The sequence below is a fragment of the Ralstonia sp. UNC404CL21Col genome (genome assembly GCF_000620465.1).
Lineage (GTDB): Bacteria > Pseudomonadota > Gammaproteobacteria > Burkholderiales > Burkholderiaceae > Ralstonia > Ralstonia flatus.
In genome coordinates this window covers 825827-841417 of the sequence record NZ_KK211140.1, presented here as the reverse complement: position 1 = coordinate 841417, position 15591 = coordinate 825827, and the positions used below count along the sequence as shown (strand labels likewise).

The following is a 15591-nucleotide window of genomic DNA, read 5'->3' as shown; positions in this document are numbered from 1 at the left end:
GCCTCCCGGAGACGCATCATGGCCACCACCGAGACCCACCGCTTCGGCAGCTTCGCCGAGTTCTATCCGTACTACCTGAGCGAGCACCAGGACCGCACCTGCCGGCGCCTGCACTTTGCCGGCTCGACGGTAGCGTTGGTATGCCTGTTCCTGCTGGTCTTCACGGGCAACCTGTGGTGGTTGCTGGGGGCGGCCGTGAGCGGTTACGCGTTCGCGTGGGTGGGGCACTTCGGGTTCGAGAAGAACCGGCCCGCCACCTTCCGCCACCCCTTCTACAGCCTGATGGGCGACTGGGTGATGTACCGCGACATCTGGATGGGCAAGATCCCGTTCTGAGAAAACGTCAGGCGCTGGCGCTGGCAGCGGCGGGCATTGCCGAAGCCGGCGCGGTTGCGGTAGCCGCGTGCGCGGCCGCCGCCACGCCGCGTTCGCCACTCGTAAAAATGCTCTCGAGCGTGGCATCGAGGGAGGGATTCTGCAGTTGGCTAACCAGCGCGTGCGTGTCACCCAGATGGCGAGCCAGCGCGGTGCGCGGCAAGCGCGGCAGATTCAGCACCAGCTTTTCATAGAGCGGCCGCAGCGTGGTCGTGTGCGCATCGCACAGCAACGCCCAGTGAGCCTCACCGCGATCCTGTTGCAGCTTGCCGATCAGATGCAGCGCCTTCAGCTTCGTCAGCAGGTCGACGAGGTAATCGGCTTCCAATTGCAGGCGCCGGCCGATATCGCGTTCGGCCACCGTACGCGGCGCCTGTTCGCGTGCGCGATACAGCAGCAACAGGACACCCAGCGCATCAAAGAACTCGCTGCCCGGAAACGTGCGCCGCTGCCAGTAGCCCTGGCGGATGATCGGCAGCGTCGATGCGATGGTCGCGCCAAGCAACGTCACCAGCCAACTCACGTAGATCCACGTCAAGAAGATCGGCAGCGTGGCAAACGCGCCATAGACGGCCGTGTAGGTGGGGATATGCGCGACGTAAGCACCAAAGACGCGCTTCGCGATTTCGAATGCCCCCGCAGCAATCAGGCCAGCAATGAACGCATCGCGCCGCTCCACGTTGGTATTCGGCACGAACACGTAAAGCATCGCGAACGCAATCGCCGAGAGCAGAATCGGGATCAGGCTCACGATCACGCCCAGGCCGAACGGCAGCTTGTGCACATAGCCCGCCGAGATCGACACGAGGTAGGAACTGACCGACAGGCTCGCGCCAATCAGCACTGGCGCGAATGTCATCAACGCCCAGAACACGAGAACGCGCTGCGCCAGCGGTCGTCGATGACGCACGCGCCAGATGGCGTTCAATGCGTTTTCGACGGTCAGCATGGTCATCACCGACGTCACGACCAGGCCGATCAGGCCTGCGGCCGTCAGCCCCTTGGCGTTGCTGGAAAACTGGTTCAGATACGTCAGGATCGGACGGCTGATGCTGCCCGGCACGAGGTTGCTGAACATGTAGCCTTCGATGTCCGCCCGGAAGCTCTTGAACATCGGGAAGGCCGTGAACAGCGCAAACGCCACCGTCAGGATCGGAACCAGCGACAGCACGGTCGTGAAGGTCAGGCTGCCGGCCACTTGCGGCAGGCGGTCTTCGCCGGCGCGGCGCAAGGCGTAGCGCGCCAGCGCACGCAGCTTGGCGGCATTCCATTGACGAAGCGCGCGGGTGTCAAAAAGCATGAAAAATGAGGCGGGACGCGGGGTTGGGGGGCGCAACTATAATACCGCGACGCTCTCCACGCTTTGTTATGAAAGATATCCTGGTCCTGTACTACAGCCGTCACGGCAGCACGCGCGCTTTGGCCGAAGCCATTGCGCAAGGCATCGAAAGCGTCGATGGCGCCCAGGCGCGGGTGCGCACCGTGCCGGCGGTCTCCACCGTCTGCGAGGCCACACAGCCCGACGTGCCAGATGGCGGTCCACCTTACGTGGAGGTACGCGACCTTGAACAATGCGTGGGCCTGGCGCTGGGCTCGCCCACGCGCTTTGGCAACATGGCCGCGCCGCTCAAGTACTTCCTGGATGGCACCACGCCGCAATGGCTGGCGGGCGCGCTGGCCGGCAAACCGGCATGTGTGTTCACCTCCACGGGCAGCATGCACGGCGGGCAGGAAACCACGCTGCTTTCGATGATGCTGCCGCTGCTGCACCACGGCATGGTCGTCCTGGGCCTGCCGTATCAGCACAGCGAACTGCTTTCCACCGACGCCGGCGGCACGCCATACGGGCCGTCGCACGTTGCGCACCGCGGCGATACCGCACCGCTGACCGCACACGAACGCACACTCGCCACAGCCATGGGCCGGCGGCTGGCGCAGACTGCTCTCAAGCTCGCCGCATGACTTCCTCCAACAACGCCGTCACCGGATCCCGGGCGCTGGCGCTGACGAGCGCAGGCAGCCTCATCGCATTGATCATCCTGTGCGCCGCGTGGGAGCTGTGGCTCGCGCCCGTGCGCCCAGGCGGCTCGTGGCTGGCGCTCAAGGCGCTGCTGCTGGCGTGGCCGCTGCCCGGCGTGCTGCGCAGGAACCGCTACACGATGCAATGGGCGTCGATGTTCATCCTGCTGTTCTTTACCGAAGGCATCGTGCGGGCAACATCGGACGTTGGGCTCTCGCGATCGCTGGCATGGGGCGAAGTAGCGCTCAGCGTGGTGTTTTTCTCGGCGACCATCTTCTACCTGCGTCCATTCAAGCGGGCCGCCAAAGCCCGCGCCAGCCAGAGCACCTGACCCGCCATGACCCACGATGCCTTCCTGCAAGCCTGCGTTGATGCCATCGGGGCAACGCACGTCCTGACCGCACCGGAAGACCAGGCGCCTTACCTCACCGATTGGCGCAAGCGTTTCTCGGGCCGCGCACGCGCCGTATTGCGCCCCGCCAGCGCTGACGAGGTGGCAGCGCTCGTGCGCGTGTGCGGCGAACATGGCGTGCCGATCGTTCCGCAAGGCGGCAACACCGGCCTGTGCGGCGGCGCCACGCCCGACATGGAAGGCAACGCGGTGGTGATCTCGTTGCAGCGCATGCAGCGCGTGCGCGCCGTCGACCCCATCAACAACACCATCACCGTCGATGCTGGCTGCATCCTGGCCAACGTGCAGCAGGCTGCCGCCGATGCGGAGCGCCTCTTCCCGCTAAGCCTCGCTGCAGAGGGCAGTTGCACGATCGGCGGCAACCTTGCCACCAACGCCGGCGGCACCGCCGTCCTGCGCTACGGCAATGCGCGCGAGCTGTGTCTGGGCATCGAAGCGGTCCTGCCTAACGGCGAACTGTGGAATGGCCTGCGTGGCCTGCGCAAGGACAACACCGGCTACGACCTGCGTGACCTGTTGATCGGCGCGGAAGGCACGCTCGGCATCATCACCGGCGCGATGCTGAAGCTGTTTCCGCAACCGCGCGCCAAGGTGACGGCGCTGGCGGCGCTGCAATCGCCGCGTCAGGCGCTGGCGTTTCTATCGCTGGCGCAAGGCCATGCAGGGACGCTGCTGACGGGTTTCGAGCTGATGTCGGCGTTTTGCCTGGAACTGGTGCGCAAGCATTACCCGCAGTTGCGCGTGCCGTTCACGCAGGCATATCCGCAATACGTGTTGCTGGAATTGTCCGATCTGGAAAGCGAAGAGCATGCGCGCACGCTGTTTGAATCGCTCATGGAAGACGCGCTCGCGCGCGGCGTGATCGACGATGCGGCGGTGGCGGAATCGGTGGCGCAGTCGCGCGACTTCTGGAGCCTGCGCGAACACATTCCGCTGGCGCAGGCCGACGAAGGCAAGAACATCAAGCACGATATTGGCGTGCCCATCTCGCGCATTGCCGACTTCATTGACGTAACGGACCGCGCGCTGGCGGCAGCCTACCCCGACATCCGCATGGTGACGTTCGGCCACCTTGGCGACGGCAACCTGCACTACAACGTGTCGCCGCCGGAAGGCCATGCGCACGACGCATTCCTCGCCAACCAAGACGGCATCAACCGCATCGTGCACGACAGCGTGCATGCGCACGGCGGCTCCATCTCAGCCGAACACGGCATCGGCCAGCTCAAGCGCGAAGACAACGCGCGCTACAAGAGCCCCGTTGAACTGGCGGCGATGCGCGCGATCAAGCAGGCGCTGGACCCGCGCGGCCTGATGAATCCGGGGAAGGTGTTGTAGGGCGATCCGGCCTTGCTTCAGCCGAACAGCTTGAACGTGTAGTTCGCCACCGCGAAGAGGACCGTCGCCGCCAGCAGCCACAGCAGCATGCGCGGCACGCCGCTGGGCGGCAGACGATGATCGCTGGCGTTGGAACGATCGCCGATGCGCCCGCTCTGGGCACTACGGATGTAAGTGGTGCGTGACGACCCAGCCGGGCGTCGTGCATGACGCGTGTTCATTATTTCCTCCCTGCCCCATGGCTAGCGCCTCGCCCGGCTCCCTGCAGCCATGGCGAAACACAGCAGCCCCATGGATCGCTCCATGGCTGCCCAAACAAGACTCCCTGATTTCCCGTCTGGTCGGAACCGAAAAGGCTTCGTCACGCCGGTTGGCGTGCGTAGGCACGGCGTTCCGCGTCATTGCGCGGAATTTCGAATGAAACGTTATTGTTGTGTGGCACTACCCGACGCCACGAAATGTATCAAAAATCCCCCCAATTGGGGGGTACGCATTTTGGGTATATGACCTTTCGGATGATGCGCAGGAACGACGCTTGCGGGCGCGATTAGGGCAAACCCCGAATCCGACCCATGTATGGAGGCCGCCCATGCCCGCTTCGCCCGATCTGACCAAGCGCGCCCATATCACGCCGCCGCAGCCGCCCGAACAGCCCCCGCACCCGCCGCCGGAGATGCCGCCACCCGATGAACCGGCCCACGACCCGGTGCACGACCCCGAACCGCAAACGCCCCCAATCGAACTACCACCCGGGGAGGTACCGCCGGAAATCCCGCCCCAGCATTAGCGCGGCGCAACATCCCATCTGTTAGAATCGCGGCCTCCCAGGCACCGGAGGCCGCACGTTTTTGGTATGCCTGGGCAGCCTGCACATCTGCATATCTGCCCATAGCTCAGTTGGATAGAGCATCGGCCTTCTAAGCCGACGGTCGGGGGTTCGAATCCCTCTGGGCAGGCCAATCACCTTTGTGGATAAAACGCGCACGTTAAGCGTCACTGCGACGGTTTAACAAGTGAGCGCGGGAAAGTGTGACCGGATTTCATCCTTGGCACGTATCGCTCGGTCTCGACTGGCCGTCAACGCCACTGTTTCCCCTTCACTCGCCACACAAGTTTGCCTCGTTGCCCCACTATCGCTGAAGGCCTGTCGGCTCTGAATTTGGCACGCTTTCAAGAACGATCTCCACGCGTCGGTTCAACGCCCTGCCCGCGGCGGTGCGGTTATCTCCAACGGGATCTTTCACGCCGCGACCGATGATGGACAAGCGGTCCGAAGCGATCCCGCGCTCTTGCAGATGCCGCGCGACCGCCGTGGCGCGTGAGGTTGACAGCGCAAGGTTTGATGCCATGCGATCGCGCGGGCCGGGGGCATCGTCGGTGTGCCCAAGAACGATGATCTTGCCGCGCGTGTCGGCGAGCACGGTGGCAAGTCGATCGAGCTGGCGCGCGAGCATCGGCATAAGGTCGGCTTGCCCGGAGGCGAAACCTTCGTCGCTATTAAAGGCAAGATAGATTCGATCGTCTTTTGTGCTGATGCCGACCGGAGCCTCCCCGGCCTCGGGCGCCAACGCGCGCGCAATGCGATCCGCCGACGATTCACGCTGCTGGGCCAGTTGCGCGGACAGAGCTTCCACCTTCGTAACCAGCGCTTGATTGTCCTGATGCTGGCGGCGAAGCATAAACGTCATGCCGAGCACGATCCCTGTCACGATGAGCCCGGTGACAACAACGATGGGCAGCCAAGACCGCTCCAGAGGCGCTTCTCGCAGAAGAACAACTTCGGGTGCAGGTTTGTTGACCGGCCCGGCCCACTCCGGTATCCAACGTCCGTAGGGGATGTGGGGAATGCCCGTCGTCGTGGATGCGAGCTGCTGGCGCGCTGGCAATGCGATCTTCGGCAATGGCAAGCCGCACTCATCACGAAGGCCGCGCGCGGTCAGTTCGGCGATCACTTCCAGCGCGTTTGCGCTGGCGTTCGGTGTTTGTTGGAGTTTTTCGATCCATCCACGGCAGCGTTGACCGCAGGCGTTTTCGTAGTAGAACTCCGCGAGCAACCCATGTTGGAGCCAGACGCCACGCAGGCTGTTCGCACGTCCGCGCACTTGGCTCCCCGCCTGGTCGATGGCGGCGCAGAAGCAGTAATGCACCGCCTCGATGCTGTCGGCATTGAGTGCGGCTGCCAGGGAGGCCTTCTTGAAGGTCCTCAACCGTGTGCGGGCCTCCGATCGGAGGGTATCGAGCCGCGCCGCCGACTCCAGCTCAGGCGACAGCTCAGCCAGCAACCAAAACAGCGGTTGGGCGAGGCGAAGGATGTGGTTCTTCGACTGTGACCGGTGATCCATCACCCCGACCTCCCCGGACACTGAAAGCCCTGCAGCAACCCAGTCGTCCACGGATTGGCCTGACTGCCGGTGTTGACATCGAGTTTTGCCTTACGTCCATCGAAATCGTACTCAGCCACAAAGTGGCTGGGCGACGCCGAGTTGTCCAGCTTGCCCTTGGCAATCACGCGCATCATGGCCCAGGGGCCGTTGGCGATGAGCGAGGAAGTCTCGGGCCGAACACGCGGGTTGGCCGTGATTTCCGCGCCCTGCCCGCCACGCGGCCCCGGCCACGTCACCTTGAGCGGAATCACCGGCCCGTGGACGTAGCGCTGGCTCTGGCCATCGAAGTCCATCGTCAGCTCAACGATTTCCGGGTCCAGTTCTACCACCTTCAAGTCGACTTTCCAGGCTATCTTCTTGGCACCAGGGTCGCGAAAGAACACTTCGCGGATTTCTCTGGCCCGTTGGAACGGAACAAGACTGGGGCCGGCAACCGGTGGTACATCCGGCGCGGTCAGCTTGTAGCGCCATGGCGAAATGGTCGTGTCCACATGTGGCGCCAGGACTTTGTGGAAGAAGTCATCCAGCACACCGCCGCTGGCGAAAACCCGCGCAAAGTCTTCCGTATCCACGTCCTGCTTGGATGTCGGCGTGAACGGGTACTTGCCGTCGATAGCGCTGCGGCAACTCTCGCCGATGACTGCGTTCATCTGCGCGATCAGGATGTCCCCGATTCCCTTGTTGACGTCACGCGTGCCCTGGATCACCAAATCTGCTAGCACCTCCTTGAGCGGCGCCGGCAGCTTGGCGGCTTCCATGCGCAACTGTGCACCGGCTTCGGAAGGCGGTGGCAAATTGCGAGTCTCCAACGCGTTGCTGGCGACCATCAACGAGGTGTAGTACGCGTTGACCATACCGGCAATGGCATCTAATCGCGGCTTGTTGTTGGCGGCTTGCGCGTTGGGGACAGCAACGTCGGCCTGCCCCATGACAACTTCGCGCAACGCGGCGAAGCGGTTGTCGACCAACGCACGCTCTTGGCGAGCTTCGGCGCGGGATGCGAACCCCGTGATTTTGTCGGCTTTGTTGTCCAGAGCGGCGAGCGCCTTGTCGGCCAGGGACTTGTCCTCTTGTTCTGCCGGTTGGCTGAGGGTCGTTTCCTTGACGACGACACGCCCTAGACGCGCGAGCGGCGAGTCCGGGGCAGCGAAGTTGCGCAGCACCTCTAGGTCGAAGGTGAGGTTGTTGCCGGTGAGCGCGCGAATATCGCGCAAGAATTCCGTCCACCTCTGCGCGTATTCCGTCAGGTACAGGCGGCGGATTTCTCGCGTGACGGGGTCGTCGCCGGTCAGCTTGCCAGCGGCGCTCTCAAGCGTTTTTTTTTGAGCGCCGCCTGCACGCCCCATCACCCAAACGTCAATCGCCTGGGCCTTGTTGACAAACTCCGGCAGGCGGGCATTGAACAGATTGTGATAACCCGCGTAGGTGAACAGGCCGGGAATACCGCGCTCCAACGGCTCCCCACTGGCGCGCGAGAAGACCGTACCGGCCTGCGGGCCGATCGCACGCACAAGCGTGAAATCGGCCGGGGCCTCTTCCATCATGGCGGCTTTGGCACGCTCGTATAGGCGTTCCGTGGAGGTGTTGCCGTCCAGGAAGTCTCGTGCGGAGCGAATCAACGCCTCATTCTTGGCATAGGGCGATTGGATCGCTCGCCTGCCATCGAGCAGGCTGTCGAGCTGCTCGACCACAGTGATCCGGCCGCCAAAGGCATCCGCGCCACCCGTTGCCCAATCGTTTTGCACCCAACTCCGTACGTCGGGAGCACGGAACTGCTCCTTGTCGTACAGCATGAGGTAGACGCGCAGGGTGTCGTAGGTCAGCTTGGCATCCTTGTCGACGATGGCGGCGGAGAGCACCGCTTCCACGCGACGGACCAGATACGGCACCAAAAGGTTGTCCTGCAGTTTGACGTGGGTGGCCGTGGACACTGCGAGCACGGGCGCTACGACATACAGCCCGTAGCGCCAGCTCAGTGACGGGTCCAGCAGGTTCAGGTTCGTGAATTCTGGCAGGTCATGCGCCGCGGCCAGCAGGTCCGGCACACCGTCGGCTTCGGGCTTCTTATAGAAGCCAGTCACCTTGACGGTCAGGGCCTTGGCCTTCTCCTGAACCACGTCGAGGTAGTTGGTGTTGTAGCCAAAACTCGTATAGAACCCAAGCACCAACCACAGAACGAATGCCAGCACTGCGGTATGGGCCAGCAGCCGCATCAAGCGGAAGCGGAATTCCCAACGCAGATTGGGCCGCACTAGGTGTGATTCGGCAAAGATACCGCGCTTGAACAGGTCCGACAGGAAGTAGCTGTCGGAGCCCACCGTGGAACGCGCTGACTGCGCTTCAGACGGTGTCTTGCCATCCAGGACTTGCGAGGCCACCGTGTCACTGGCAGCGACCACCGACTCGCCGGTCTGTGCGGCACTGGTGAAGTACACGCCACGGAGCATCGCCTTGTTCTGCGTGTTGTCGTAGCGCGAATCGGCAAAGATGTGCTCGACGAGGTCCGCAAGGGGTTCGGTCAGGCCATCGAACTCCTCAACCAGGCCGAGCAGGACCTTGCGCCGGCCGGCGTCGAATTCTTCGTTGAAGCGATCGGCTTCGCCAGCGACCAGACGTTTCTCCAGCGCAGCCATCTCGGTGCGGCAGAGCTCGCTCAACGGCGGCAGAACTTGGTTGCGTTTGGCCTTCCGATCGGTGGGCAGGCCAAAGCCCCACGGCTGCGCACGCCCTTCACTACCCAGGTATTGGAAGTACTGCGCGAAACCGCTCAACAGATCGAGCTTGGTCACCACGACATAGACGGGGAACTGGATGCGCAGCTCCTGCCGCAGTTCCGCCAAGCGTGCGCGGATCTTCTGTGCCTCGTCCGAACGTTGTTGCGCAGTTTGCCCAACGAGATCCCGCACACTGACGGTGACCACCACGCCGTTGACGGGGGCTCGCCCTCGGTACTTGCGTAGCAGGCTTAGGAACTTCTCCCATTCTGCCCGCAGGGCATCCGATGCATTGTTCTGGCTGGTGAAATTACCAACGGTGTCGATCAAGACGGCCTCATTGGTGAATCGCCATATCGGGGCTTTGCGATCCTCATTGGCTTGCGATGGCGAACCGACGCCACCGGTGAGCGGAAAACCCAGGCCCGCGTTGGTCAGCATACTGGTCTTGCCCGCATTGGCTGGACCCAGGGTGAGGTACCACGGCAACTCGTATAGATAGCGGCGGCCATCGAGCAGTTTCGACAAGCCGCTCCCGGTGCGCAGCGCCTTCAGCTGGCGCATGGCAGCTTCCACGCTGGCTGCGACGGCCTTAGTGTCCGCGCCTGCGACGGGTTCATCATTCTTGGTCTGCGTACCTATCACCCAGTTGCGAAATCCCTCGTCCGTCCGGAAGCGGTGCCACAGCAGGTAAACGAGATAGGCCGCCGATACGAGTGCAATGACGGCAATCAGCAGCAGACGCGGCGTCGTATCCTGCAGCGGGTGCTGCCCATTGAATGCCAGCAACGGACCGGCATGCCAAATAAGCAGGCACAACGCGGTGGCCGCGACAAAGAACAGCGGCAGCCCGAACACCAGGAAGAAGTACAGCGCCAGCAGCAATGCTATGACAGCGACGCGCGTGCCAACACCGGCTAGCGGCACCATGCCATCGAAACTCAGTAGCGGGCCAATCCACCAGACAGCGGTAGAAAGCAGCACGATCGCCGTGAGGGCCAGCGCCTGCCAGGACACCATGGCGGTGCCCACCTGTTTCAGAAATTTCATGTCTGCAATCTCACTGCTGCGTGACGTCGATCTCGACCCGGCGATTCTTTGCCCGGCCGTCCGACGTGGTGTTATCTGCGACAGGTTCGGTATCGCCCTTGCCGATGGCTTCCAGCCGCCCCTGCGCGACGCCCTTGCTGGCGAGGTATTCCGAGACGTGCGCAGCACGTTCTTCCGACAGCACTTGGTTCGAGGGGAATCGGGCGGTGCGGATAGGTTGGTTGTCACTATGGCCAGTGACAGTGACCTTGCCCGGCACCTTGGCGATCTCGGCGGCCACCTTGTCCAGCAACGGCTGAACTTTGGCGTTGACGTCGGCATGGCCAGCGGCAAACATGTCGTCGCCACGGAAAATGACGGCGCTGTGTTTGGCGTCTTCGTTGACCGTCACCACGCCACGGGCAATCTCGTCTTTGAGCAACTCGGCCAGGCGCAATGGTGCGGCCTTGGGCGGCGGTGGAGGCGTGATCTGGCCGATGGCCTGGATCTGCTGCTCCAGATCGTGCGTACGCAGTGCGAGCTGGTACTTGTACCAGGCGAATAGGCCAAATGCGGCCAGTCCCAGCACGGTGGCACTCAGCCAAATGGGGATGGTGCGGACCATGGAGAACCGCCCGGCGGGCGCAACGTTCAGGTTCGCGGCAAGCTCTCTGGGGACAGCGCCACGATGCTTGCGGATCAAATCGTAGAGGCGCTGGCGGATGGCCAGATGCTGGCGGTCGCCATCGGTCATGTTGCCGTAGCGGCCTTGGAAGCCCAATGCGAGCAGGTAGTAGACCACCTCGATGACGTCGATATGTTCTTCCGGGTTGTTCACCAGCCGGCCCAGCACGTGGAAGACTTTCTCGCCGCCTTCGTGCTCACCATGCAGTTTGATCAGCAGGCTCTCACTCGCCCAGTTGCTCCGGCTACCCCACGGGGCGCTGAGGGCAGCCTCGTCCAGCGCTGTACACAGGCTATAGCGTGCCGCCAGGATGTGTTCTGTGCGGATGCCAGCACGTTCGCAGACGGTCTGAAAGTCGTGCAACTCCTGCACCAGGACTTTCTTCAGCAAGTCGGCCTGATCAACGCGCAATTCGGCGGGCATGTCCGCCAGTGCACGCAGCAAGGGGCGAGCAGCCGAGAGCAATGGATTGACCTGATTCAGTGCTTTCTCGACGCGTTGCTCGATTGGTTTGCGCTTGCTTTGGCGCGGCTCGTTGGCGGCTTGTGCGGCCGTATCGTGTGCCTTGCCGCCCTGTTGGGCCACGTCGGGCGCTGGGACGTGCGGATTGATGCCGCCAATTGTTGCGGGATTATTCATTGCCGTACCCCCCACAATTCAAGCCGCAATTCCGGGAACTGGCCGGCGACGTGCAGGGCGAGCCCACCATAGCGCTGGACCTGCGCCCAAAGCGGGTGATCCTGGTCCAACTCGAAATACACCTGACCTGCGTTGAATGGAATCTGGCGCGGTGGCACTGGCATGGCTTGCAGGGGCACCCCCGGCAAGTGCGAGCGAATGAGTTCGGCCAAGCGCTCGGCCGGGCCGACCTTGGCTTGGGCAGGGAATTGCTGTTGCAGCGTGTCTGACGGCAATTGCGCACCCACGGCCAGCACAAAGGTGCTGAAGCGGTCGAACTCGGACGGCTCCAACACGGCCAGTTGTATGCCGTTGCCTTGGTTGCGCAGTTCGATCCGCTGCGCGCTGCGCTCCAGGACGACGTTGAGCAGGACACGCAAGTCATCCACGACGGGCTTGATGCAGGTGTGCGGCTCGTCGTGCCGGTAGGCGTCATATTCCACCGGCCGGCGGGTTGCGGCACGCACGAAGGTGGAGAGTTCTCCGGCGAACGCGGTCAGCTCCACATAGAGCGCTTCGGGCGAGGCGCTCTTGGCGTTGAGCATATGGGTGAGCACCGGCTCAACGCGGTTGAACAGTTGCAGGATGAGGTATTCGGAGATTTCTGCGGCATCTCCGCCGCGCGTGCTGGAGGCGGTCAGGCGTTCGGCCATCGCGCAAGCGCGCAGACGCAGCAGGCCATGCACCTCAGCAAGCCACGTGTGCAGCAAGGCGCTCGCGGTGTAGACGTTGACGGGCGGGACGAGCGCCGGGTCCAAGCGGGCGCTGCCGTCGGCCCGGATTTCCGTGACCTTGGCCAGCGGCATGCCGAGCCAGGACTCAGTCAATTCCTTCTCGGGCAACAGACGTAGGCGCAGATCGCCCAGTTGGACAAGCTTGGGACCTTGGCCGATGGAGTTAGCGTCCAGCAAGTCCTGCTCGAAGCTGCGATAGCGGGCCAGCGAATCCTGGGCATCCTGATCGAAGGTGGTTTCTTCGGTGTTCGGCGTGCGAATGGGGACGGCCAGGTAGATGGTCTGGTTCAGGTGCTCGTGACGCAATGCCAGCGGCGCCGGCAGCTTGGCGTGGGCCGGCGCTTCGAACGGTGTGCCGTCCTGAAAAATACCGGCGGCGCCGGAGACGACCAGTTTGCCGAGGGCAAGCGATTCAGTATCGATCACGAAGTGGTGGAAGCCCCAAAAGAATGGGCTCAAGGCAGCGGCGCGCTTGTGAGCAAAGTGCTCCAAGTAGCGTTCCTGCTGCTGGAAAAGCTGGGGGCGCAAGAAGAGCCCTTCGCTCCAGACGACTTTGTTGTACCAGCTCATGACTTCAATCAGGTTTGGATAGGGTGATGGCTTGCTGATCGAGCACGATCTGCAGTTTTACCTTGCGGGCTGGGATGGCGGCGCGGTACCACGCGGCTGCGGGCGCAGGTGGCAGCTTGTAGACGGTGCGCCAGGTGGCTTTGCCCAAATCGCGGTAGCCGACGAGGATGCCGAGCGCTTGCGCGTCCGGGTTGAGCTTGCGCTCGATGTCCTGGAACTCGCCAGGGCGCAGGATGAACTCGTCGCGGGCGAGCAAGTCCTGCATCAGCACAGTGCGGTCGGTGGATTCGAGCGAGTAGTAATCGGCTTGCTCGAAGGTGCTGGAGGTCTTGAGCTCGTACAGGCGCACCAGTACAGGGGACGCCCTGCCCTTGTCGTCAGGGTTGAGGGAGTCGCCAGCCTGGATGGCCAGGTCGAGCTTCAGTTGCTCAGGTTGGGCGGGGGCGGTGGAGCAGGCTGCGAGCGCCAGCGACAGCGCCCACGGCATCAGCAAACGGAAAATCATGCTTTGCCTGGCTGACTGCCGATCAGGATGTCGCCGCACTCGGTGCCGTCACCTGCACGGGCCATGACTTCGCCGCCGACTTTGGCGCTGCCGCTCACGTTGACGATGCGGTTGACGCCGTGGATTGGGCAGGTGACGAGGTCGCCCTGGCGGGCGATAGGACGGCTGCGGATTTTGCTGGTGGGCGAGCCCGTGGTAACAACGGAGCCGTGGGCGCCTACGTCGCCTACGGTGATGATTGGTGCGGACATATCAAATCCTCTTTATGCAATTCAGTGCCGCAGAGCGGTATCGGCATGATCAATAAAGCTTGGGCTTGGGAATAGCCCGCAAGTCGACAGAGCAGAAAGCTTGTTTCGAAACCGTTTCACCTTGAGCGTTAGACACGCCGCTCATCGCAACAACACCGTTCTTGTCGACGATGTCGTAGGGCACGTTCGGAATCGGCACTTGGTCGAATCCTCTGACGATTTGGAACTTGCAACCCGGTTGTCCTCCGGAGGAGCGCCCGTCGCTCGCGCAGCCGGTGACAAGCAATCCAACCAGGGAGCACGCCGCCATGGCTCGCCACCCTTGCCAGCCTCGACTAGGTAATTCACTTCGCATAAATTTCTCTCTCGCATCTGGCGTTACTTTCCGCTGGTCTGCTTGCCAAACCATGGCAAATACGCATTGGTCCGACCTGCTGCGCGCGGCCAGACCTTGCGCGTCTCTTGCTTGACCCAGCCCGGCGGCGGAGCAATCAATACGCTCCACGCATCATTCGGATTGGCAACGCTGGTGACTACAGCGCTGTTGCCTGTCTGGTCTACGTAGGCCGTAGCGCGAGCGATGTTCAGGCCAGCACTCGCGGCACGCAGGCCGCCGATGGTGTGTTCCGCAACGCTTTGCACATCCTTGATCTGGTCCAGGTCGGGCCACTGTTGATGTACAGCAGCGCGTAGCGGCCGCATCAACTTGTTGACGTTGGGGTCGTGCTTGAACATGTCGTGATAGACGCGGCCGACCGGATGCTCCTGCGGCGCCTGTGTTTGCATGGTTTGCAGGAGCCCGCTCCAGGCACCGCCCGGATTGGCGGCTTTGTTGCCGATCCCGCCTTCGTGCTGTTGAGGCAAGTAGATGGATGACAGCGGGGCGTAGCCCCAATCTGCGCTAGGGTGAGCGAGGATCAGCAAAACTGAGTTTTCGTCCGTGCGGCCACCCTTGGGGTAGCCGGGGGCGTCCATCGTGTAGACCCACACAGTCTTGCGTGGATTTGCATTCAGGTAGGCAATGGCTTCTTTTAGGTCATAGAAGCCTACGGTTTCGGTGCCCGCCATCACTGTGACTTCAGGCACCTTGGTTTGCGGGTAGAGCTTCAGGCTCATCGCCTCAGCTTCACCGTAAATCTCGCTGGTGAACAGGCGACGGGCAGCCTTCAAGGTCAAGGTGGGCAGTCCAATGACCATTTCGGTGATGCGGCCCAAACCACGCTGTGGCCTGCCTCGGTTGTCGTACATCTTCGTGAACAGCCAAGGCATGCGTGCTTCGGCGTGATCTTCGTTTTCGGCCAAGAAGGATGGAGCTGGCATACCGAGGCGAATATGTTCAGCCAAGTCGTCAACACCATTCATGTACCGCCATTTCTCTTCGATGTAGGTCGGTGTATTGATCCATTCGCGCGGCATACCGGCAAACACACGAATGTCTCCGAAATCCGGACGATTCGTGCCGTTGCTGACGGAATAGAAGTAGTCCTTGTCCACGGCATAGTGATACCCCATCGAATACAGTGGATCGCGAATCAGCGTGCGTAAGGGGTGCCAATAGACTGGGTTCGGGTTGTCATCCGGCCAAACAACTCGTACTGGACTCACCAGCTTTCCTGTCGCATCGCCCAGCTTGAGGTCAGGACTATCTGTATCGCTCGGATTACGATCCGCCATGCCCTGTGTCCACAGCAAGTTCCAATGCGTGGGGTAATCAATCCACATCAGCGGACTGCGCCAGACGACACCCATCACGTAGGCAGCGGGGGCATTCGGACCGGTGGCAACCGGGGTCTTGGAAGCTAACGGATACGGTGTCGGCTTGCGAGAGTATTGAGGCTGAGACATGGCAGTTCCGGAGCCAGCAGAGACCAGCGTGCAGGCAACCGCCAGCATGGC

At 62.5% G+C, this 15591-nt stretch carries 15 protein-coding genes and 1 tRNA gene; 6 read left to right on the top strand and 10 right to left on the bottom strand.

Annotated features, from left to right (window positions below; translation table 11 throughout):
• Positions 1-18 precede the first annotated feature (18 nt).
• Positions 19-336 carry an Mpo1-like protein gene (locus N511_RS0121855; protein ID WP_027681213.1) on the top strand — a complete coding sequence of 106 codons (318 nt, stop codon included), beginning with the start codon at positions 19-21 and terminating at the stop codon, positions 334-336.
• 7 nt (positions 337-343) lie between these two features.
• Here N511_RS0121855 and N511_RS0121850 read toward each other — a convergent pair whose 3' ends face one another.
• Positions 344-1675 (bottom strand): YihY family inner membrane protein, encoded by a 1332-nt coding sequence (locus tag N511_RS0121850; protein WP_027681212.1) that lies wholly within the window; start codon positions 1673-1675, stop codon positions 344-346.
• 68 nt (positions 1676-1743) lie between these two features.
• Here N511_RS0121850 and wrbA point away from each other — a divergent pair, with 68 nt between their 5' ends.
• Genes wrbA through N511_RS0121835 form a run of 3 tightly spaced genes read left to right on the top strand, consistent with a single transcriptional unit; the run spans position 1744 to position 4145 of the window.
• A complete protein-coding gene (wrbA, locus tag N511_RS0121845) occupies positions 1744-2337 on the top strand; it encodes an NAD(P)H:quinone oxidoreductase (RefSeq protein ID WP_027681211.1) in 594 nt (197 codons plus the stop codon).
• Positions 2334-2726 (top strand): DUF2069 domain-containing protein, encoded by a 393-nt coding sequence (locus N511_RS0121840; RefSeq protein ID WP_027681210.1) that lies wholly within the window; start codon positions 2334-2336, stop codon positions 2724-2726. Before wrbA ends, N511_RS0121840 begins: the two co-directional genes overlap by 4 nt.
• A 6-nt stretch (positions 2727-2732) precedes the next feature.
• The gene (locus tag N511_RS0121835) at positions 2733-4145 is read left to right on the top strand and encodes an FAD-binding oxidoreductase (protein ID WP_027681209.1); all 1413 of its coding nucleotides are present in this window, start codon (positions 2733-2735) and stop codon (positions 4143-4145) included.
• A 17-nt stretch (positions 4146-4162) separates the two neighbouring features.
• Here N511_RS0121835 and N511_RS0121830 read toward each other — a convergent pair whose 3' ends face one another.
• Positions 4163-4366 (bottom strand): hypothetical protein, encoded by a 204-nt coding sequence (locus N511_RS0121830; RefSeq protein WP_027681208.1) that lies wholly within the window; start codon positions 4364-4366, stop codon positions 4163-4165.
• Between the two features lie 368 nt (positions 4367-4734).
• Between N511_RS0121830 and N511_RS25110 the strand changes: the two genes are divergently transcribed.
• Positions 4735-4932 carry a hypothetical protein gene (locus N511_RS25110; RefSeq protein WP_081785412.1) on the top strand — a complete coding sequence of 66 codons (198 nt, stop codon included), beginning with the start codon at positions 4735-4737 and terminating at the stop codon, positions 4930-4932.
• Between the two features lie 95 nt (positions 4933-5027).
• Positions 5028-5104 (top strand) — tRNA-Arg (locus N511_RS0121825).
• A gap of 171 nt (positions 5105-5275) precedes the next feature.
• On the opposite strand, the gene N511_RS25105 is transcribed toward N511_RS0121825, so the two are convergent.
• The 8 genes from N511_RS25105 to N511_RS0121785 all read right to left on the bottom strand — a co-directional run bounded on the left by N511_RS25105 (position 5276) and on the right by N511_RS0121785 (position 15588).
• Entirely contained in the window at positions 5276-6538 is a 1263-nt protein-coding gene (locus tag N511_RS25105; protein WP_155954080.1) for a DotU family type IV/VI secretion system protein, read from the bottom strand.
• On the bottom strand, positions 6487-10293 hold the full coding sequence (tssM, locus tag N511_RS0121815; RefSeq protein WP_027681206.1) for a type VI secretion system membrane subunit TssM: 3807 nt from the start codon (positions 10291-10293) through the stop codon (positions 6487-6489). The genes N511_RS25105 and tssM overlap by 52 nt, the downstream gene beginning before the upstream one ends.
• A gap of 10 nt (positions 10294-10303) precedes the next feature.
• A complete protein-coding gene (gene tssL, locus N511_RS0121810; RefSeq protein WP_081785410.1) occupies positions 10304-11596 on the bottom strand; it encodes a type VI secretion system protein TssL, long form in 1293 nt (430 codons plus the stop codon).
• Positions 11593-12939, bottom strand: a complete 1347-nt coding sequence (gene tssK, locus N511_RS0121805) for a type VI secretion system baseplate subunit TssK (RefSeq protein WP_027681204.1) — start codon at positions 12937-12939, stop codon at positions 11593-11595. Before tssK ends, tssL begins: the two co-directional genes overlap by 4 nt.
• A gap of 4 nt (positions 12940-12943) precedes the next feature.
• Positions 12944-13444 carry a type VI secretion system lipoprotein TssJ gene (gene tssJ / locus N511_RS0121800; protein ID WP_037027197.1) on the bottom strand — a complete coding sequence of 167 codons (501 nt, stop codon included), beginning with the start codon at positions 13442-13444 and terminating at the stop codon, positions 12944-12946.
• On the bottom strand, positions 13441-13695 hold the full coding sequence (locus N511_RS0121795; RefSeq protein WP_027681202.1) for a PAAR domain-containing protein: 255 nt from the start codon (positions 13693-13695) through the stop codon (positions 13441-13443). Before N511_RS0121795 ends, tssJ begins: the two co-directional genes overlap by 4 nt.
• A gap of 49 nt (positions 13696-13744) precedes the next feature.
• Positions 13745-13894: a hypothetical protein gene (locus N511_RS25305; protein WP_155954079.1), complete on the bottom strand. Its 150-nt coding sequence runs from the start codon at positions 13892-13894 to the stop codon at positions 13745-13747.
• A 179-nt stretch (positions 13895-14073) separates the two neighbouring features.
• The gene (locus N511_RS0121785; RefSeq protein ID WP_231479659.1) at positions 14074-15588 is read right to left on the bottom strand and encodes a hypothetical protein; all 1515 of its coding nucleotides are present in this window, start codon (positions 15586-15588) and stop codon (positions 14074-14076) included.
• Positions 15589-15591: the final 3 nt, after the last annotated feature.